Annotated in this window: 11 protein-coding genes; 5 read left to right on the top strand and 6 right to left on the bottom strand. The window is 72.6% G+C overall.

Annotation, left to right across the window (positions count from 1 at the left end; genetic code table 11):
• Positions 1-62 precede the first annotated feature (62 nt).
• From AC3ET3_RS06140 to ssd, 4 genes are read right to left on the bottom strand one after another with little or no spacing between them, the layout of a single operon-like run.
• Positions 63-857 carry a type II secretion system F family protein gene (locus AC3ET3_RS06140; protein WP_435611752.1) on the bottom strand — a complete coding sequence of 265 codons (795 nt, stop codon included), beginning with the start codon at positions 855-857 and terminating at the stop codon, positions 63-65.
• Positions 858-886: 29 nt separating this feature from the next.
• The gene (locus AC3ET3_RS06135; protein WP_432135179.1) at positions 887-1,759 is read right to left on the bottom strand and encodes a type II secretion system F family protein; all 873 of its coding nucleotides are present in this window, start codon (positions 1,757-1,759) and stop codon (positions 887-889) included.
• A 49-nt stretch (positions 1,760-1,808) separates the two neighbouring features.
• Positions 1,809-2,987 (bottom strand): TadA family conjugal transfer-associated ATPase, encoded by a 1,179-nt coding sequence (locus tag AC3ET3_RS06130; protein ID WP_432155951.1) that lies wholly within the window; start codon positions 2,985-2,987, stop codon positions 1,809-1,811.
• The gene (gene ssd / locus AC3ET3_RS06125) at positions 2,984-4,087 is read right to left on the bottom strand and encodes a septum site-determining protein Ssd (RefSeq protein WP_432135134.1); all 1,104 of its coding nucleotides are present in this window, start codon (positions 4,085-4,087) and stop codon (positions 2,984-2,986) included. Before ssd ends, AC3ET3_RS06130 begins: the two co-directional genes overlap by 4 nt.
• Positions 4,088-4,678: 591 nt before the next feature.
• Between ssd and AC3ET3_RS06120 the strand changes: the two genes are divergently transcribed.
• Positions 4,679-5,530 carry an HAD family hydrolase gene (locus tag AC3ET3_RS06120; protein WP_432135133.1) on the top strand — a complete coding sequence of 284 codons (852 nt, stop codon included), beginning with the start codon at positions 4,679-4,681 and terminating at the stop codon, positions 5,528-5,530.
• Between the two features lie 357 nt (positions 5,531-5,887).
• On the opposite strand, the gene AC3ET3_RS06115 is transcribed toward AC3ET3_RS06120, so the two are convergent.
• Entirely contained in the window at positions 5,888-6,712 is an 825-nt protein-coding gene (locus tag AC3ET3_RS06115; protein WP_432155949.1) for a Fic family protein, read from the bottom strand.
• A 101-nt stretch (positions 6,713-6,813) separates the two neighbouring features.
• On the opposite strand from AC3ET3_RS06115, the gene AC3ET3_RS06110 reads away from it, so the two are divergent.
• Entirely contained in the window at positions 6,814-7,794 is a 981-nt protein-coding gene (locus tag AC3ET3_RS06110) for an ATP-binding protein (protein WP_435611751.1), read from the top strand.
• Positions 7,795-8,034: 240 nt separating this feature from the next.
• Here the strand turns inward: AC3ET3_RS06110 and AC3ET3_RS06105 are convergent, their stop codons facing one another.
• A complete protein-coding gene (locus AC3ET3_RS06105) occupies positions 8,035-9,405 on the bottom strand; it encodes a polysaccharide deacetylase family protein (protein ID WP_432135130.1) in 1,371 nt (456 codons plus the stop codon).
• A 293-nt stretch (positions 9,406-9,698) separates the two neighbouring features.
• On the opposite strand from AC3ET3_RS06105, the gene AC3ET3_RS06100 reads away from it, so the two are divergent.
• The 3 genes from AC3ET3_RS06100 to nhaA all read left to right on the top strand — a co-directional run bounded on the left by AC3ET3_RS06100 (position 9,699) and on the right by nhaA (position 16,506).
• Positions 9,699-12,584 carry a SulP family inorganic anion transporter gene (locus AC3ET3_RS06100; RefSeq protein WP_435611750.1) on the top strand — a complete coding sequence of 962 codons (2,886 nt, stop codon included), beginning with the start codon at positions 9,699-9,701 and terminating at the stop codon, positions 12,582-12,584.
• 337 nt (positions 12,585-12,921) lie between these two features.
• A complete protein-coding gene (gene acs, locus AC3ET3_RS06095; protein ID WP_432135128.1) occupies positions 12,922-14,877 on the top strand; it encodes an acetate--CoA ligase in 1,956 nt (651 codons plus the stop codon).
• Between the two features lie 183 nt (positions 14,878-15,060).
• Positions 15,061-16,506: a Na+/H+ antiporter NhaA gene (nhaA, locus tag AC3ET3_RS06090; protein ID WP_435611749.1), complete on the top strand. Its 1,446-nt coding sequence runs from the start codon at positions 15,061-15,063 to the stop codon at positions 16,504-16,506.
• Positions 16,507-16,544 lie beyond the last annotated feature (38 nt).

Genomic DNA, 16,544 nt, shown 5'->3' with positions numbered 1-16,544 from the left:
ACGCCTGCTGTCATGTGCGCGGTCACGTCTGCTGGAGCCCTGACCGTCACCGCATCACCGCATCACCGCCCGCCCCCTCCCAGCGCCCCGCCCGCCAGCCCGATCACCACCGGCGCCACCCCGACCGCGATGAACGCGGGCAGGAAGCACAGCCCCACCGGTGCGGTGACCAGGGCGGCCGCCCGCCGGGCGCGTGCCGTCGCCGTGCGCACCCAGCTCGCCCGGACGTCGGCCGCGAGCCGGGCCGCCGGTCCGGCCGCGGGCAACCCGGACACATCGGCCCGTGCCAGCAGCCGGGCCAACGCCTCGGCCCCCGGCACCGACGCCAAACCCCGCCAGGCGTCGTCCGGTTCACCGCCGAGCCGCACCTCGGTCGCACCCCGGGCCAGCAGTTCCCCGACGGGACCGCCCAGCGCCTCCCCCACGGCCCGCGCGGCCGCGACCGGCGCCGCACCCGCCGCGACGCAGGCGGCCAGCAGGTCTGCGGCGAGCGGGAGTTGTCGGGCGGCGGCAGTCCGGTCCTCGGCCGCCGCGGCCTGGACGGCGTCGCTCGCCTCCCGCCTCCGGCGCCACCGCCACAGTCCGGCGGCGACGAGCACGCCGACCACGACCCCGGCGACGCCCCCGACGAGCGCCCACCCCACCGTCACGACACCCGCCTCGGGCAGCCACCGCCGCACAGCGCCCCGGACCTCGCGGCGGGCCACCCGCACGTCCGCGTGCCGCCCCAGCAAACGCGCCGCCCGCTGCCGTCCCCGCCGCCGCCTGCGCCCGGCCCACACCCACCAGGACGGCAGGCCCACTGCGGAGGCGATCCCCACCGTCACCCCCAGCCTGTGGACGAACTCCCCGCTCATCGCACCCTCCCGTTCCGTACCTCGTGCCCTCACGCGGTCTCCGCGCCCCGCACGATCCGAAGTGCCCACCACATCCCCACCCCCTCCAGCGCCGACCCGACGGCCAGGCAGGCCAGCCCGGGCCCGGTGTGCAGCAGCACCCGCAGCGGGTCGGCCCCCAACGCCGCACCGAGCAGCAGTCCCAGAACCGGAAGGCCGGCCAGCATCACCGCCGTGGCGCGCGGTCCCGCCAACTGGGCGCGCAAGTCCGCCCGCTGGTCCCGCTCGGCGCGCAACGCCCCTTCCAGACGATCGAGTCCGTCCGCGAGCCCCGCGCCCTGGTCCACCGCCACCCGCCAGCACGCCGCGAGTCCCGACAGGCCCTCGGCCCCCGGTTCCCGCGCCGCGGCCACGAGCGCGCCGGGCACGTCCCCGCCGAACCGTGCCGCCGCCAGGACGGCGGCCTGGGCGCGGCCCAGTCCGCCGGAGTCCCGGACGGCCCGCAGCAGCGCCTCGCCGGGCTGCCGCCCCGACCGCACTTCCCCCGCGAGCGCCGCGCACAGCGCGATCACCGCCTCGCCACGCTCTTCCCTGGCCCGCCGCGCCGCCCGGGTCCGCCGCACCCGCCGCAGCAACGGCACCCCGGCCACTCCCACGACGACCGGCAGCACCGAGGCGCCCAGCACCGCCAGGACCAGTCCGGCCACCAACGCCCAGCCCTCAGACCGCCATCGCCGCCGGACCCGCGTCGACCACTCCCGCCAGACCGGCGGCCCCACGCCCAGTTCCGCTCCCCCGGCCAGCAGCGCCCGGGCGCGACGCGCACCGGCCTCCCGCTCTCCCAGCAGCCACACGGCGGCTCCGGCACACGCCACCGCCGCGCCCATCGACATCGGCGTCACCACCTCTGGTGCCCCGCTCATCCTCAGTTCCCTTCACGTCCGCCCTCGCGTCACCCGCCCCGCGGCACCCTCAGCCGCGACAGTCCAGCCCCAGAACCCCGCTCAGCCGCCCCCACCCGGCTTCCTCCGCGAAGGCCCGCTCCCCCCACCGCAGTGCCGGCACCGTCCGCACCAGTCCGGCGGCGTCCCGCTCCAGCACCCGCACCTCGGCGATGCGCCGCCGCCCCGCCCGGTCCCGGACCAGGTGCAGCACCACCGACAGCGCCGCCGCCAACTGGCTGTGCAGCGCGGCCCGGTCGAGCCCGGCCGCCGTTCCGAGCGCCTCCAGCCGGGCCGGCACATCGGCCGCCGCGTTGGCGTGGACGGTGCCGCAGCCGCCCTCGTGGCCGGTGTTGAGCGCGGCCAGCAGATGGACCACCTCGGGCCCGCGCACCTCGCCCACGACCAGCCGGTCGGGCCGCATCCGCAGCGCCTGGCGCACCAGGTCCTCCAACGTCACCAGGCCCGCGCCCTCCTGGTTGGCGGGCCGGGTCTCCAGCCGCACCACGTGGGGGTGATCGGGGCGCAGCTCCGCCGAGTCCTCCGCGAGCACGATGCGTTCCCCGGGCCCGGCCAGCCCCAGCAACGCGCTCAGCAGCGTTGTCTTCCCGGTCCCGGTACCGCCGCTGACCAGGAAGGACACCCGGGCTTCCAGCAGGGCCCGCAGGATCCGGTCCCCGCCGGGCGGTACCGTCCCGGCGGCGACGAGTTCGTCGAGGGTGAACGCACGCGGACGTACGACCCGCAGGGACAGACAGGTGCATCCGACGGCGACCGGAGGCAGGACGGCGTGCAGCCGCGTGCCGTCGGGCAGTCGTGCGTCCGCCCAGGGGCGCGCGTCGTCCAGTCGCCGTCCGGCCACGGCGGCCAGGCGCTGCGCGAGGCGTCGTACGGCCGCCGCGTCCGGGAAGGAGACGTCGGTGGCCTCCAGGCCGCCGCCCCGGTCGACCCAGACCCGGTCGGGGGCCGACACCAGCACGTCGGTCACCGATGGGTCGGCGAGCAGCGGCTCCAGCGGCCCGCTGCCGACCAGTTCGGACCTCAGCCGCTCGGCGGCGCCGAGGACCTCCGCGTCGCCGAGGACCCGGCCCTGTTCCCGGAGCGCCTGTGCCACCCGCGCGGGGGTCGGCTCGGCCCCGCTCTGAGCCAGCCGCTGACGTACCCCGTCCAGCAGTGCCCGGCCGGCGACGCCGTCGATCAGCGCGTTCATACGCCGCCCGCCTCGACCAGTGCGCGCTCCCAGAAACCCCGGCAGAAGCGGGCCAGCGGGCCCCGCGCCACCGCGCCCGGCGGGGCCTTGCCGTCGTCGGGCCGCGCCAGGCCGGGCTCCACCGGCACCTCACCGGCCAGAGGCAGGGCGAGCAGTCGCGCCACCTCACGGTCGTCGAGCCCGGGTGCGTACGGTCCCCGAACCGCCACCCGCAGGTCCCGTACGACCATGCTCACCGCGGCGGCGATCCGTCCGGCCGCCGCCACGGCCCGCAGCTCGGCGGGGACCACCAGCAGGGCGAGGTCGAGCTGACCGAGCACCTCGGTGACCCCGGCGTCGAGGCCGCGCGGCAGATCGACGACGACCGTGCCGCCGCGCCGGCGGGCCGCGGCGAGGACGGCGCGAACGGCCTGCGGCGGTACGGCGACGCAGTCGCCGCGGTCCCAGCTGAGCACCCGCAGCGAGTGCAGTTCGGGCAGCGACTCCTCCAGCGCGCCGCCGCCGACCCGGCCGCGGGAGGCGGCGAACGCGGGCCAGCGCAGGCCCTCGGCGGTCTCTCCGCCGAGGAGTACGTCGAGTCCGCCGCCGAGCGGATCGGCATCGACCAGCAAGGTGCGCAGCCCCTCCCGCGCGGAGGTGACGGCGAGGGCACACGCGAGCGTGGAGGCGCCGGCGCCGCCGCGGCCGCCGATGACGCCGACGGTGAGTGCGGGCCGGCCGGCGCCCTCGGCGACGTCGGCGAGGCGGTCGACGAGCCACTGCTCGCCGTCGGGCAGCACCAGGACGTGGTCGGCACCGATCTCGACGGCTCGGCGCCACACCCCGGAGTCGTCCTGGTCGCGCCCCACCAGGACCACTCCGCGGCGGCGCGCGGTCCCGCGCACCCGCCGCGCGGCGTCGTCGCCGACCAGGACCAGCGGGGCGGTGTCCCAGCCCTCGCGGCCGTCCGGCGGGCTGGGGCGTACCTCCGGGGTGGCGCCCGCGGCGGCGCACAGCCGGAGCAGGTCGTCGAGGAGTTCGGTGTCCTCGGTGATGATCAGCGGCCTGCCCTGGCGCTGCTGACCGGCGGGCGGCGGGTCGTGTGTGACGGTTCCGGACACGGGTTTCATCCCCCTTCGCTGTGGGGCGCGCGGTCTCCGCCGCCTCGCGATTCCCAAACGTGTGGAGAACCGACAAGCGGCCTCCATATGAACGGCCGACATGAGCGGTCGTCAGGAACGGCCGGCGGAAACCGGCCGGGCGCATCCGGCAAACGGAACGGGTCATGAACTCGGCCCGAGCGGGAGGCGCTGGAATCACCGTGCAGCGAAGCCGAAAATCTTGTGGATCTTGGTCGAAATCTGTGGACGAGTCAGGGCTTGTGAATATCTCCGTCACCCATACCGGTGAGTCATGCACCACCTCTGTGCGACTTCCGCAGAGCAGTCCGACGGTTACTCAAAGTTACAGTCGAGGGGTGTGCGGAAGGGGCGACCTCAGCCGCCCGACGCGGGGGCACAGTCGTGGACAGAAGGGAAAAACCCACCCGGACATGCGACGACCCCCGCCGGGGGGGAGAGCGGGGGTCGTCTCCACGGCCGACTCGGGGGGGGAGGAGTCGGACCGGGTTAGCACGGTCGCGAACGATCCGTGACTTCCATGGTGTACCCGAGAGCCCTCTCAGGCAAACCCACGCGCCCACCTTACGCCGAATGGGCTGCCCCTATGCTCAAGGCGTGGAAAACCACTCTCTGCCCCGCACAGCCGCCTTCTTCGACCTGGACAAGACGGTCATTGCGAAGTCGAGCACGCTCACCTTCAGCAAGTCCTTCTACCAAGGCGGTCTGATCAACCGCAGGGCCGCCTTGCGCACCGCGTACGCCCAGTTCGTGTTCCTGCTCGGCGGCATGGACCACGACCAGATGGAGCGTACCCGCGAGTACCTCTCCGGGATGGTGCGCGGCTGGAACGTCCAGCAGGTGAAGGAAATCGTCGCCGAGACCCTTCACGACCTGATCGACCCGATCATCTACGACGAGGCCGCCTCCCTCATCGAGGAGCACCACATCGCCGGCCGGGACGTCGTGATCGTGTCGACCTCGGGCGCCGAGGTGGTGGAGCCGATCGGCACACTGCTCGGCGCCGACCGGGTCGTGGCCACCCGGATGGTCGTCGGTGACGACGGCTGCTACACCGGCGAGGTGGAGTACTACGCCTACGGTCCGACCAAGGCGGAGGCGATCCGGCAGCTGGCGGAGTCCGAGGGCTACGAGCTCGCCCGCTGCTACGCGTACAGCGACTCCGCGACCGACATCCCCATGCTGGAGTCGGTGGGGCATCCGCACGCGGTGAACCCGGACCGCGCACTGCGCCGCGAGGCCGTCGCGCGCGGGTGGCCGATTCTCGACTTCCACCGGCCCGTACGGCTCAAGCAGCGCGTCCCCGACTTCTCCGTACCGCCCCGCCCGGCCCTGGTCGCGGCCGCCGCCATAGGAGCGGCGGCGGCCACCGCGGGCATCGTCTGGTACACCACCCGTCGCCGCGCCCGATGGGCCCCCGCGTGAGCGGGAGAGCAAAAGAACCGCAGGCTGGACTTTCGCTCACCCCTGGCCTGGAGTACAAAGGACCTAACGGCCCGCGAGACCGAAGGACATCCGAGAGGATCACCTTTAGCGCATTCTGGCCCCACGGACCGCGCGTGACCACCGGGCACCCACGCGACGTCGACCCGTCGATTACGGGCCAGCCGCACCAGGTGACGGGCAAAGACCCCGACCTGATGGGCATCATCGAGGACGCTTGGTAACCGGGTGGTCATGCCAGCGGCGGTACGAGCACTCGTACCGCCGCATTTCACGCCTCCCTCCTTCCGGGAGGCGTTTTTCATGATCCGAGGTGTACGCCAGGACGCGCCGGTCACGCTAGGCGGCGCCGCGCTGCAGCGCCTCGCACACGGCCGTCGACTCGCGGGCCCCCAGCTCGACCGCCTTGCCGCAGTGGGAGATCCAGGCCCCCATACCTTCCGGGGTGCCGGAGACATAGCCGTCCAGGGCCGCCAGATAGGCCGCGCGGCCCAGTTCGGCGTGACCCACCTCGGCCGGGCAGACGGCCTTGGGATCCAGTCCGCTGCCGATCAGCACGATCCGCTCGGCCGCGCGCGCGACCAGGCCGTTGTGCGAGGTGAAGGGGCGCAGAGCCAGCAGTTCGCCGTGCACCACGGCGGCGGTCACCAGGGCGGGCGCCGAACTGCCCGCGACGATCAGGTCGGCCAGGCCCTCCAGCCGCCCGGCCACCTCGGCCGCTCCGGGCAGGGGCAGCTCGATCAGCGGCTCGTCCGCGCTCTCGCCCGCCTGCCGGGGGCGCCCCACCTCGTCGCCGCCCTCGGCGGCGGCCACCAGGTGGAGCCGGGCCAGCACCCGCAGGGGCGACTGGCGCCAGATGGACAGCAGCTGACCGGCCTCGGCGCCCAGCCGCAGGGCGGCACCCAGCACCCGCGCCTCGTCGTCGCCGCCGAAGTCGCTGCGCCGCCGTACCTCCTCCAGGGCCCAGTCGGCGCCGGAGAGCGCCGCCGAACCGCGGGCGCCGCGCAGCGCAGCCTCGGCGGTGATCTCGGTACTGCGGCGCCGCATGATGCGGTGGCCGTAGACCCGGTCCACGGCCTTGCGGACGGACTCCACGGAGTCGGCCACTCCGGGCAGCGAGCCCAGGGCCGCGAGCGGATCGGCGGTCGAGCCTGTCGTACTCATGGGTACGACAGTACGCACCCGGGGGCCGCGCCCCACGATCGAGTGGTCTTCTTCACGCGCGTGCGCGACGTGGAGCGATCGGTTCACTACTCTTGGTGAACATGAAAATTGCTTTCGTCGGGAAGGGCGGCAGCGGCAAGACCACGCTCTCCTCCCTGTTCATCCGCCACCTCGCGGCCACCGGCGCTCCCGTGATCGCGGTCGACGCCGACATCAACCAGCACCTGGGGGTCGCGCTCGGCCTCGACGAGGCGGAGGCCGCCGACCTGCCCGCGATGGGCGACCGGCTGCCCTTGATCAAGGACTACCTGCGCGGCTCCAACCCGCGCATCGCCTCGGCCGGGACGATGATCAAGACGACGCCGCCCGGCGAGGGCTCCCGGCTGCTGCACGTCAGGGAGAACAATCCGGTCTACGACGCCTGCGCCCGGCCGGTGGAACTCGACGGCGGCGCCGTGCGTTTGATGGTCACCGGCCCCTTCACCGACGCCGACCTGGGGGTCTCCTGCTACCACTCCAAGACCGGAGCGGTGGAGCTGTGCCTGAACCACCTGGTGGACGGGCGCGACGAGTACATCGTGGTCGACATGACGGCGGGCTCGGACTCCTTCGCCTCGGGCATGTTCACCCGCTTCGACATGACGTTCCTCGTCGCCGAGCCGACCCGGAAGGGGGTCTCCGTCTATCGCCAGTACAAGGAGTACGCCCGGGACTACGGCGTGGAGCTGAAGGTCGTCGGTAACAAGGTCCAGGGGGCGGACGACCTCGACTTCCTGCGCGCCGAGGTCGGCGACGACCTGCTCGTGACCGTCGGGCACTCGGACTGGGTGCGCGCCGTGGAGAAGGGCCGCCCGCCCCGGTTCCAGCTGCTGGAGGAGACCAACCACGCGGCTCTGCGCCGGCTGCACTCGGCCGTCGAGGCGTCCTACGAGCGGCGAGACTGGGGGCGTTACACCCGCCAGATGGTCCACTTCCACCTCAAGAACGCCCACGCCTGGGGCAACGAGCGCACCGGAGCCGACCTGGCCGCGCAGGTCGACCCGGCGTTCGTACTGTGCGAAGGCGTCGCGGCCCCCGCCTGACGGTCACCCGCCGCAGCGCGGCGGCCGCTGACGCGTCAGTTCGGCGGCTAACGCAGCACGGTGTCGGTTGACGCATCAGTTCGGCGGCCGACGTGGCACGGTGTCCGCCGACGCGGCACGGTGTCGGCCCATGTGTGGCGGCGGTGGTGCGGCATCGTGCAGCCGGGGCACACCCGGGGGCGCGGCGCCGCGGTGGCTACGACCACGGCACGACCGCCCTCCACGGCCCCGAGTCGGCCCTCATGCCCGGGACTTGCCTCCCGGCGCCCCGGGCACACCCTTGGGGGCGGGGGCGGGCTGCGCCGCCAGGAAGGCCTCCCAGCCCTCCTTCGGAGCCTCACCGACCTTGAGGGTGCGCAGCTTGGCGAGCACCTTCGGGTCCTGGGCGTCCAACCAGTCGGCCAGCTGCCGGAACGACACACAGCGCACGTCGGGCTTGTTGCAGACCGTCCGGACGACCTCCTCGACGGCGCGCATGTAAGTGCCGCCGTTCCAGGACTCGAAGTGGTTGCCCATGATCAGCGGGGCACGGTTGCCGTCGTAGGCCCGGTGGAAGCCGGCCAGCAGGCCGTCGCGCATCTGGTTGCCCCAGAACTGGCGCTTGGCGGGGTCGCCCTGCGTGGTGGTGCCGGACTGGTTGACCATGAAGTTGTAGTCCATGGCGAGCTGCTCGTAGGAGTGGCCGGGGAAGGGCACCAGCTGCATGGACAGGTCCCACAGGCCCTCTTTGCGGTCGGGCCAGACCTGGTTGTTGACGCCGCTGGTGTCGTAGCGGAAGCCCAGCTCGCGGGCGGCCTTCCGGAAGTTCTTCTGGCCCTCCAGGCAGGGAGTGCGGGCGCCGATCAGCTCCTTCTCGTAGTCGAAGGGCAGTGGGGCGGCCTTCGTCATCCCGGTGTTGGTCTTCCAGGTCTTGACGAACTTCTTGGCCTGGTCGATCTCGTCCTTCCACTCCTCGACCGTCCACTCGCCGACACCGCCGCCCTTGCCGCAGAAGTGCCCGTTGAAGTGGGTGCCGATCTCATTGCCCTCCAGCCAGGCCAGGCGCAGCTGCTTGACGGTGTCGGCGATGCCCTGGGGGTCGTTGAAGCCGATGTCGGAGCGGCCGGGTGAGTGCTGCGGCGGCTTGTAGAGGTCGCGCTTCTCCTCGGGCAGGAGATAGACGCCGCTGAGGAAGTACGTCATGGTCGCGTTGTTCGCCTTGGCGACCTCGCGGAAGTGGGAGAACAACTGCTGGCTGTCCTCACCGGCGCCGTCCCAGGAGAAGATCACGAACTGCGGAGGCTTCTGCCCGGGCTTCATCCTTTCCGCGCGCGGCAGGTGCGGCTGGGCCCCGGTGTAGGCGGTGGAGCCGTCACCGATCAGGCGGACCACGCTCTTGGGTGCCGGGGCGGCGGGCTTCTCCTTCTGCGCGCCCGGGATGCCCTTGCCGACGGCCTGTTCCCCCGTCCCGCAACCGGCGAGTGACGCGGCACAGACAGCGGCGAGCGCGGTGCCCGCGGCGATCCTTCGGGTGGCGGCCGCACGGGGAGGGATCCTGCGGGTGGCGGCCTCGCGAAGAGCGATCCTGCGGGTGGCGAGCCTGCGAGTGGCGACCTTCCGGGTGGCGGCCATGTCCGCCCCACCTTCTTCCTTCTCTCGGGTGCCGACAGCGCCGCCAAGGTCGCATGAGGACGACAAGGAACTAGTACGACAAGCCGATCGAAAGTGCACGTCACCCACCCGGGTGATTAATTGCCCCATTTGCGCCGAAAATCCATGTCTCCCCTTTACTCTGCATTACGATCCATTTACCGAGCGTTGATTCATCCCGCCGCTTGACGCCGTGACCCACGGCCGCGACCGCCCCCGCCATCGACGGGGGACCCCCATTCCGCGACCGCGCTGCCCCGGAGGAGACGGGAAACATGTCCGCCTGCGCACCCACTCGTGAATCCGACCCGTTCGACCCGTCCGGTTCCTCCGGCTCACCTGGGTCGTCCAGGTCGTCCGGAACCGAGCACGTCCACCCGCCCCACAGCCCGCCTCCCGCCCCGCGCCGCTTCCGGCTCGCGGGCGCCGACGTGTCCGCCTCGATCGCGGTCTTCCTGATCGCCCTCCCGCTGTCCCTGGGCATCGCCCTCGCCACCGGCGCCCCTCTGCAGGCCGGGCTGGTGGCCGCTGCCGTGGGGGGCCTCGTCGCCGGGCGGCTCGGCGGCTCCCCACTTCAGGTCAGCGGTCCGGCCGCCGGACTCACCGTCGTCACCGCCGACCTCATCCAGCGCTACGGCTGGCGGACCACCTGCGCCATCACCGTCCTCGCCGGGCTCGCCCAACTCGGCCTCGGCTGTCTGCGCGTGGCCCGCACGGCGCTCGCCGTCAGCCCCGCCATCGTGCACGGCATGCTCGCCGGCATCGGCATCACCATCGCCGTCGCGCAGCTGCACATCGTCCTCGGCGGCAACCCGCAGAGCTCCGTCCTCGACAACGTGCGGGCCCTGCCCGCCCAACTAGCCGGTCTGCACCCCGCCGCCGTGGCGGTGAGCGCCCTCACCTTGGCGCTGCTGCTGCTCTGGCCCCGGCTGCCCGGCCGGGCCGGTCGCCTGCTGCGCACGGTGCCGGCCGCGCTCGTCGCCGTCAGCGGCGCCACCATGGCCGCGGCGCTCGCCGGTCTCGTCCTGCCCAAGGTGGAGCTGCCGTCCTGGCGCAGCCACGCCCTGGCCGGGCTGCCCGAGGGCCCCGTGCTGGGGCTGGCGGCAGCGGTACTCACCACCACCCTGGTGTGCAGCGTGCAGTCGCTGCTCGGCGCCGTCGCGGTCGACAAGCTGACCGCCGCCCGCGCCGCCAGGGCCACGGCCGTTCACACCGGCACCGACGGCCGGACCGGCACCGGTGGCCGGCCGCCCGCGGCCGGCCGCGTCATCCGCTCCGACCTGAACCGGGAACTGCTCGGTCAGGGCGCCGCCAACATCGCCTCCGGCGCGCTGGGCGGACTGCCCGTCGCCGGCGTGGCGGTGCGCAGCACCGCGAATGTCCACGCGGGTGCCGTGAGCCGGAACTCCACGATGCTGCACGGCGTTCTCGTAGTGATCGCCGCACTGCTGCTGGTCCCCGTCCTGGAGCTCATCCCGCTCGCCGCGCTCGCCTCCCTGGTGATGGCCGTCGGCATCCAGATGGTGTCCCTGCACCACATCCGCACGGTGACCCGCCACCGTGAGGTGCTGGTGTACGCCGTCACCACCCTCGGCGTGGTGTCCCTCGGCGTCCTGCAGGGTGTCCTGCTCGGCGTCCTCGTGGCCGTCGCCACCGCCCTGCACCGCCTCACCCGCACCCGCATCACCCATGACGAACGGGAAGGAGTTCACCACATCCATGTGCGAGGCCAGTTGACGTTCCTCGCGGTTCCGCGCCTGAGCCGCGCCCTGCACCTCGTGCCCCAGGACGCCCGTGTCGTCGTGGAGTTGAACGGTTCGTTCATGGACCACGCGGCGTACGAGACGCTGCAGGACTGGCAGAAGACGCACACCGCGCACGGCGGCACCGTCGAACTCACCGGCCGTCGGGGCGGAGTCCGGATCGCCGGCGACCCCCTCGACGCCACCACCGACGCCTCGGCCGACCTCGGCGGCCACCCCGGCACCGGCGCCGGCTGCCACTGCGGCCCCTGGACGCCGTGGCGCAACCACCAGTGCGCCCCGCTGCTCACGGCACCGGCGCCCGAGCCGGCCTCGGTACACCCGGCCGCGGCGAACTCGAACGCGGCCCGCCCGAACGCGGCACCCCCAGCCGCACCCCTCCCGAGCGCGGCGCGCCCGAACACCGACGGCGCCGAGTGCACGACCACCGTGGACAGCGGGCGGACGGACGTCCACCCGACGGACATCGCCACCGTCGCCCCCCACGCTGGCCACACCGCGGACGGCCACCCCACGGACCGCCACACAGCGAACTCCCACGCCCCAGACCGCCACACCCCGGACGCCCACCGCCTTGGCGCCCACGCCCCGACGGCAGGGAACGGCAGCACCTCCGGCACCCCGGCGAACCCGGTCCCCGACCCCGCGGGCCCTGCCGAGCCCGGCCAGGAACCACCCGCCGCCACCCCCGCTCACCCTCACGCCCCCACCCCTGGAAGTCACCAACTGGTGCGCGGCATCAGCACCTTCCAGCGTCACACCGCCCCCCTGGTCCGGGGCGAACTCGCGCGGCTCGCGCGGGAGGGGCAGCAGCCGGCGCAGCTCTTCCTCACCTGTGCCGACTCCCGTGTCGTCACCTCGATGATCACGTCCAGCGGACCGGGTGACCTGTTCGTGGTGCGCAACGTGGGCAACCTCGTGCCCCTGCCCGGCGAGGAGAGCGGGGACGACTCGGTGGCGGCGGCGATCGAGTACGCGGTGGACGTCCTGCGGGTGCGCTCCATCACGGTGTGCGGGCACTCCGGGTGCGGCGCCATGCAGGCGCTGCTCGATGCGGAGCCCGGCAGGAAGCAGACGCCGCTGAAGCGGTGGCTGCGTCACGGGGCGCCGAGCCTGGAGCGGATGGCCGACGAGGGCCGGCCCTGGGCGCGGCTGGCCGGGCGGGCCCCTGCGGACGCGGTCGAGCAGCTGTGCCTGACCAACGTGGTGCAGCAGCTGGAGCACCTGCGCGCCCACGAGTCGGTGGCCCGCGCGCTGCGCGGCGGTGCGCTGGAGCTGCACGGTATGTACTTCCACGTGGGAGAGGCACAGGCCTATCTGCTCACCGAGGCCCGCGAGGACGAGGCGCGCCCGGGCGGCGTCTTCCACCACGTCCACGCGGCGGACCTCTCCGCCTGACCCACCCGGCAGCCCCGCCCCTTTTCCGCACCTCCCTTCCAGTCCGGACCTCCAGTCCGGCCCTCCCCTCCGGCGGGCGTCCTTCCCCCGCCGTCCTCCCGCCCCTCCGGCGTCCTCACCGGCGCGGCTCGCTCCCTCCGCGAGCCGCGCCCCGCCCATCACGGGGCCCTGGTGAACTTCACCCGGGCGTCATCCGTGGGTACGGATGACGCATGACCAGCCGATCCACAGAACTCACAGGTCTAAACCAATCGGCCGACGACCCTTGTCAGCGGCCCCTCGGGTCTGATGAGCTGTGGCCGGGGACACAACGGACACCCTGGGAAAGGGAGATGTCGTGAGCAACGAAAGCCTGGCCAACCTCCTGAAAGAGGAGCGACGCTTCGCGCCGCCCGCTGACCTGGCAGCGAACGCCAACGTCACGGCAGAGGCGTACGAACAGGCCAAGGCTGACAGGCTCGGCTTCTGGGCCGCTCAGGCCCGTCGGCTGACCTGGGCCAAGGAGCCGACCGAGACCCTGGACTGGTCGAACCCGCCGTTCGCCAAGTGGTTCCAGGACGGCGAGCTCAACGTCGCGTACAACTGCGTCGACCGCCATGTCGAGGCCGGGCACGGCGACCGGGTCGCCATCCACTTCGAGGGCGAGCCGGGCGACAGCCGCGCGATCACCTACGCCCAGCTCAAGGACGAGGTCTCCCAGGCCGCCAACGCCCTGCTGGAGCTGGGCGTACGCAAGGGCGACCGGGTCGCCGTCTACATGCCGATGATCCCCGAGACGGCCGTCGCCATGCTCGCCTGCGCCCGGATCGGCGCCGCCCACTCGGTGGTCTTCGGCGGTTTCTCGGCGGACGCGCTCGCGACGCGGATCCAGGACGCCGACGCCAAGGTCGTCATCACCGCCGACGGCGGCTACCGGCGCGGCAAGCCGTCCGCACTGAAGCCGGCCGTCGACGAGGCGGTGGCCAAGGCCGGCAACGTCGAGCATGTGCTGGTGGTCCGCCGTACCGGCCAGGACGTCGCCTGGAACGACCAGCGGGACGTGTGGTGGCACGAGGCCGTCGAGCGGCAGTCGGCCGAGCACACCCCGGAGGCGTTCGGGGCCGAGCATCCCCTGTTCATCCTCTACACCTCGGGCACCACGGGGAAGCCCAAGGGCATCCTGCACACCTCCGGCGGCTACCTCACCCAGACGGCCTACACCCACCACGCGGTCTTCGACCTCAAGCCGGAGACCGACGTCTACTGGTGCACCGCCGACGTCGGCTGGGTCACCGGCCACTCGTACATCGTGTACGGGCCGCTCGCCAACGGCGCCACCCAGGTCATGTACGAGGGCACGCCGGACACCCCGCACCAGGGCCGCTTCTGGGAGATCGTGCAGAAGTACGGGGTGACCATCCTGTACACGGCTCCCACGGCGATCCGTACGTTCATGAAGTGGGGCGACGACATCCCCGCGAAGTTCGACCTCGGCAGCCTGCGGGTGCTCGGCTCGGTGGGCGAGCCGATCAACCCCGAGGCTTGGATCTGGTACCGCAAGCACATCGGCGCCGACCGCACGCCCATCGTGGACACCTGGTGGCAGACCGAGACCGGCGCGATGATGATCTCCCCGCTGCCGGGCGTGACGGAGACCAAGCCGGGCTCCGCGCAGCGCCCGCTGCCGGGCATCGCCGCCACCGTCGTCGACGACGAGGCGATCGAGGTGCCGAACGGCGGCGGTGGCTATCTGGTGCTGACCGAGCCGTGGCCGTCCATGCTGCGCACCATCTGGGGCGACGACCAGCGCTTCATCGACACCTACTGGTCCCGCTTCGAGGGCAAGTACTTCGCCGGGGACGGCGCGAAGAAGGACGACGACGGGGACATCTGGCTGCTCGGCCGGGTCGACGACGTCATGCTGGTCTCCGGCCACAACATCTCCACCACCGAGGTGGAGTCCGCGCTGGTGTCGCACCCGTCGGTCGCGGAGGCGGCCGTGGTCGGTGCCGCGGACGAGACGACCGGCCAGGCGATCGTCGCCTTCGTGATCCTGCGCGGTACGGCGTCCGAGGACGAGGGCCTGATCAACGAGCTGCGCACCCACGTCGGCGCCACCCTCGGCCCGATCGCCAAGCCCAAGCGGATTCTTCCGGTCGGCGAACTGCCCAAGACCCGCTCCGGCAAGATCATGCGGCGTCTGCTGCGGGACGTCGCCGAGAACCGCCAGCTCGGCGACGTGACCACGCTGACGGACTCCACGGTCATGGACCTCATCCAGGCGAAGCTCCCGGCGGCGCCCGGCGAGGACTGACCCGCCGCGTCCAGGGCACCCGGCACCCCTCGGAGTGCCGGGTGGCTTCGCTGTGCCTAGCGTGAGAACCACCGGATGCCTCCCGGCCCCCTTTTAGGTAAACTAAGCAAAAAATCGCTAGCAAGGCGCGCCGGGAAGTCTGGTCGGCATGTGCTCAGTCCTGCCCACCGACCGGAGGTTCCCGTGCCCGCGCCCCGACCTGCCCGCGAAACCACCCCCCACAAGGTCTTCGGACGCCTGTCCCTGCCCGAGCGGACCTTCGTCGTGGACGCCCTGCGGACCGAGACCGTCGGCGGCGTCCTGCTGCTGATCGCCGCCGTGGCCGCGCTGCTGTGGGCCAACATCCCGGCCATCAGCGACGGCTACGACACCGTCAGCGACTACCACCTCGGCCCCGCGGCCCTCGGCCTGGACCTGTCCGTCGCCCACTGGGCGGCCGACGGACTGCTCGCCGTGTTCTTCTTCGTCGCCGGGATCGAGCTCAAGCGCGAGCTCGTCGCCGGTGACCTGCGCGATCCCAAGGCGGCCGTCCTGCCGGTGGTCGCGGCGCTGTGCGGCATGGCAGTACCAGCCCTGGTCTACGTCCTCACCAGCGCCGCCGGAGGCGGCTCGGCGGCCGGCTGGGCGGTGCCCACCGCCACCGACATCGCCTTCGCGCTCGCGGTGCTCGCCGTCATCGGCACCTCGCTGCCCAGCGCCCTGCGCGCCTTCCTGCTCACGCTCGCCGTCGTCGACGACCTGTTCGCGATCCTCATCATCGCCGTGTTCTTCACCGACTCGATCGACTTCGCCGCGCTGGGCGGTGCGGTGGCCGGGCTCGCCGTGTTCTGGCTGCTGCTGCGCGTGGGCGTCCGCGGATGGTACGTGTACGTGCCGCTGGCGCTGGTGATCTGGGCACTGATGTACAACAGCGGCGTCCACGCCACCATCGCCGGCGTCGCCATGGGCCTGATGCTCCGCTGCACCACCCGCGAAGGCGAGGAGCACTCCCCCGGCGAGCACATCGAGCACCTGGTGCGCCCCCTGTCGGCGGGCCTCGCGGTCCCGCTGTTCGCGCTGTTCAGCGCCGGGGTGGCGATCTCCCACCACTCCGTCGGGGACGTGTTCACCAGGCCGGAGACCCTCGGCGTGGTGCTCGGCCTGGTCGTCGGCAAGACGGTCGGCATCTTCGGCGGCACCTGGCTGACCGCGCGGTTCACCCACGCCACCCTCAGCGACGACCTCGCCTGGGCCGACGTCTTCGCCATCGCCTCCCTGGCCGGCATCGGCTTCACCGTCTCCCTGCTGATCGGTGAACTCGCCTTCGAGGGCGACGCGGTGCTGACCGACGAGATCAAGGCGTCCGTGCTCATCGGATCGCTGCTGGCGGCGGTGATCGCGACCGTGCTGCTGAAGATGCGCAACACCAAGTACCGCCAGATGTGGGAGGCCGAGGAGCGCGACGATGACCGCGACGGCATCCCCGACATCTACGCCGAGGACGAGCCGGCGTACCACCTGCGGATGGCGGCGATCCATGAGGCCAAGGCCGCCGAGCACCGCCGGATCGCCGAGGAGAAGGCCGCCGCGCGCCACGCCCTCGCCGAAGTGCCGGGCGGGACGGGCGAGGAACACGGCCGTCCGGCATGATCTGACGGGACGGTACAAAAGAAGACGGGACCGTACGC

The organism is Streptomyces sp. bgisy159 (genome assembly GCF_057707805.1).
This window is presented reverse-complemented; position numbering and strand designations above follow the sequence as displayed.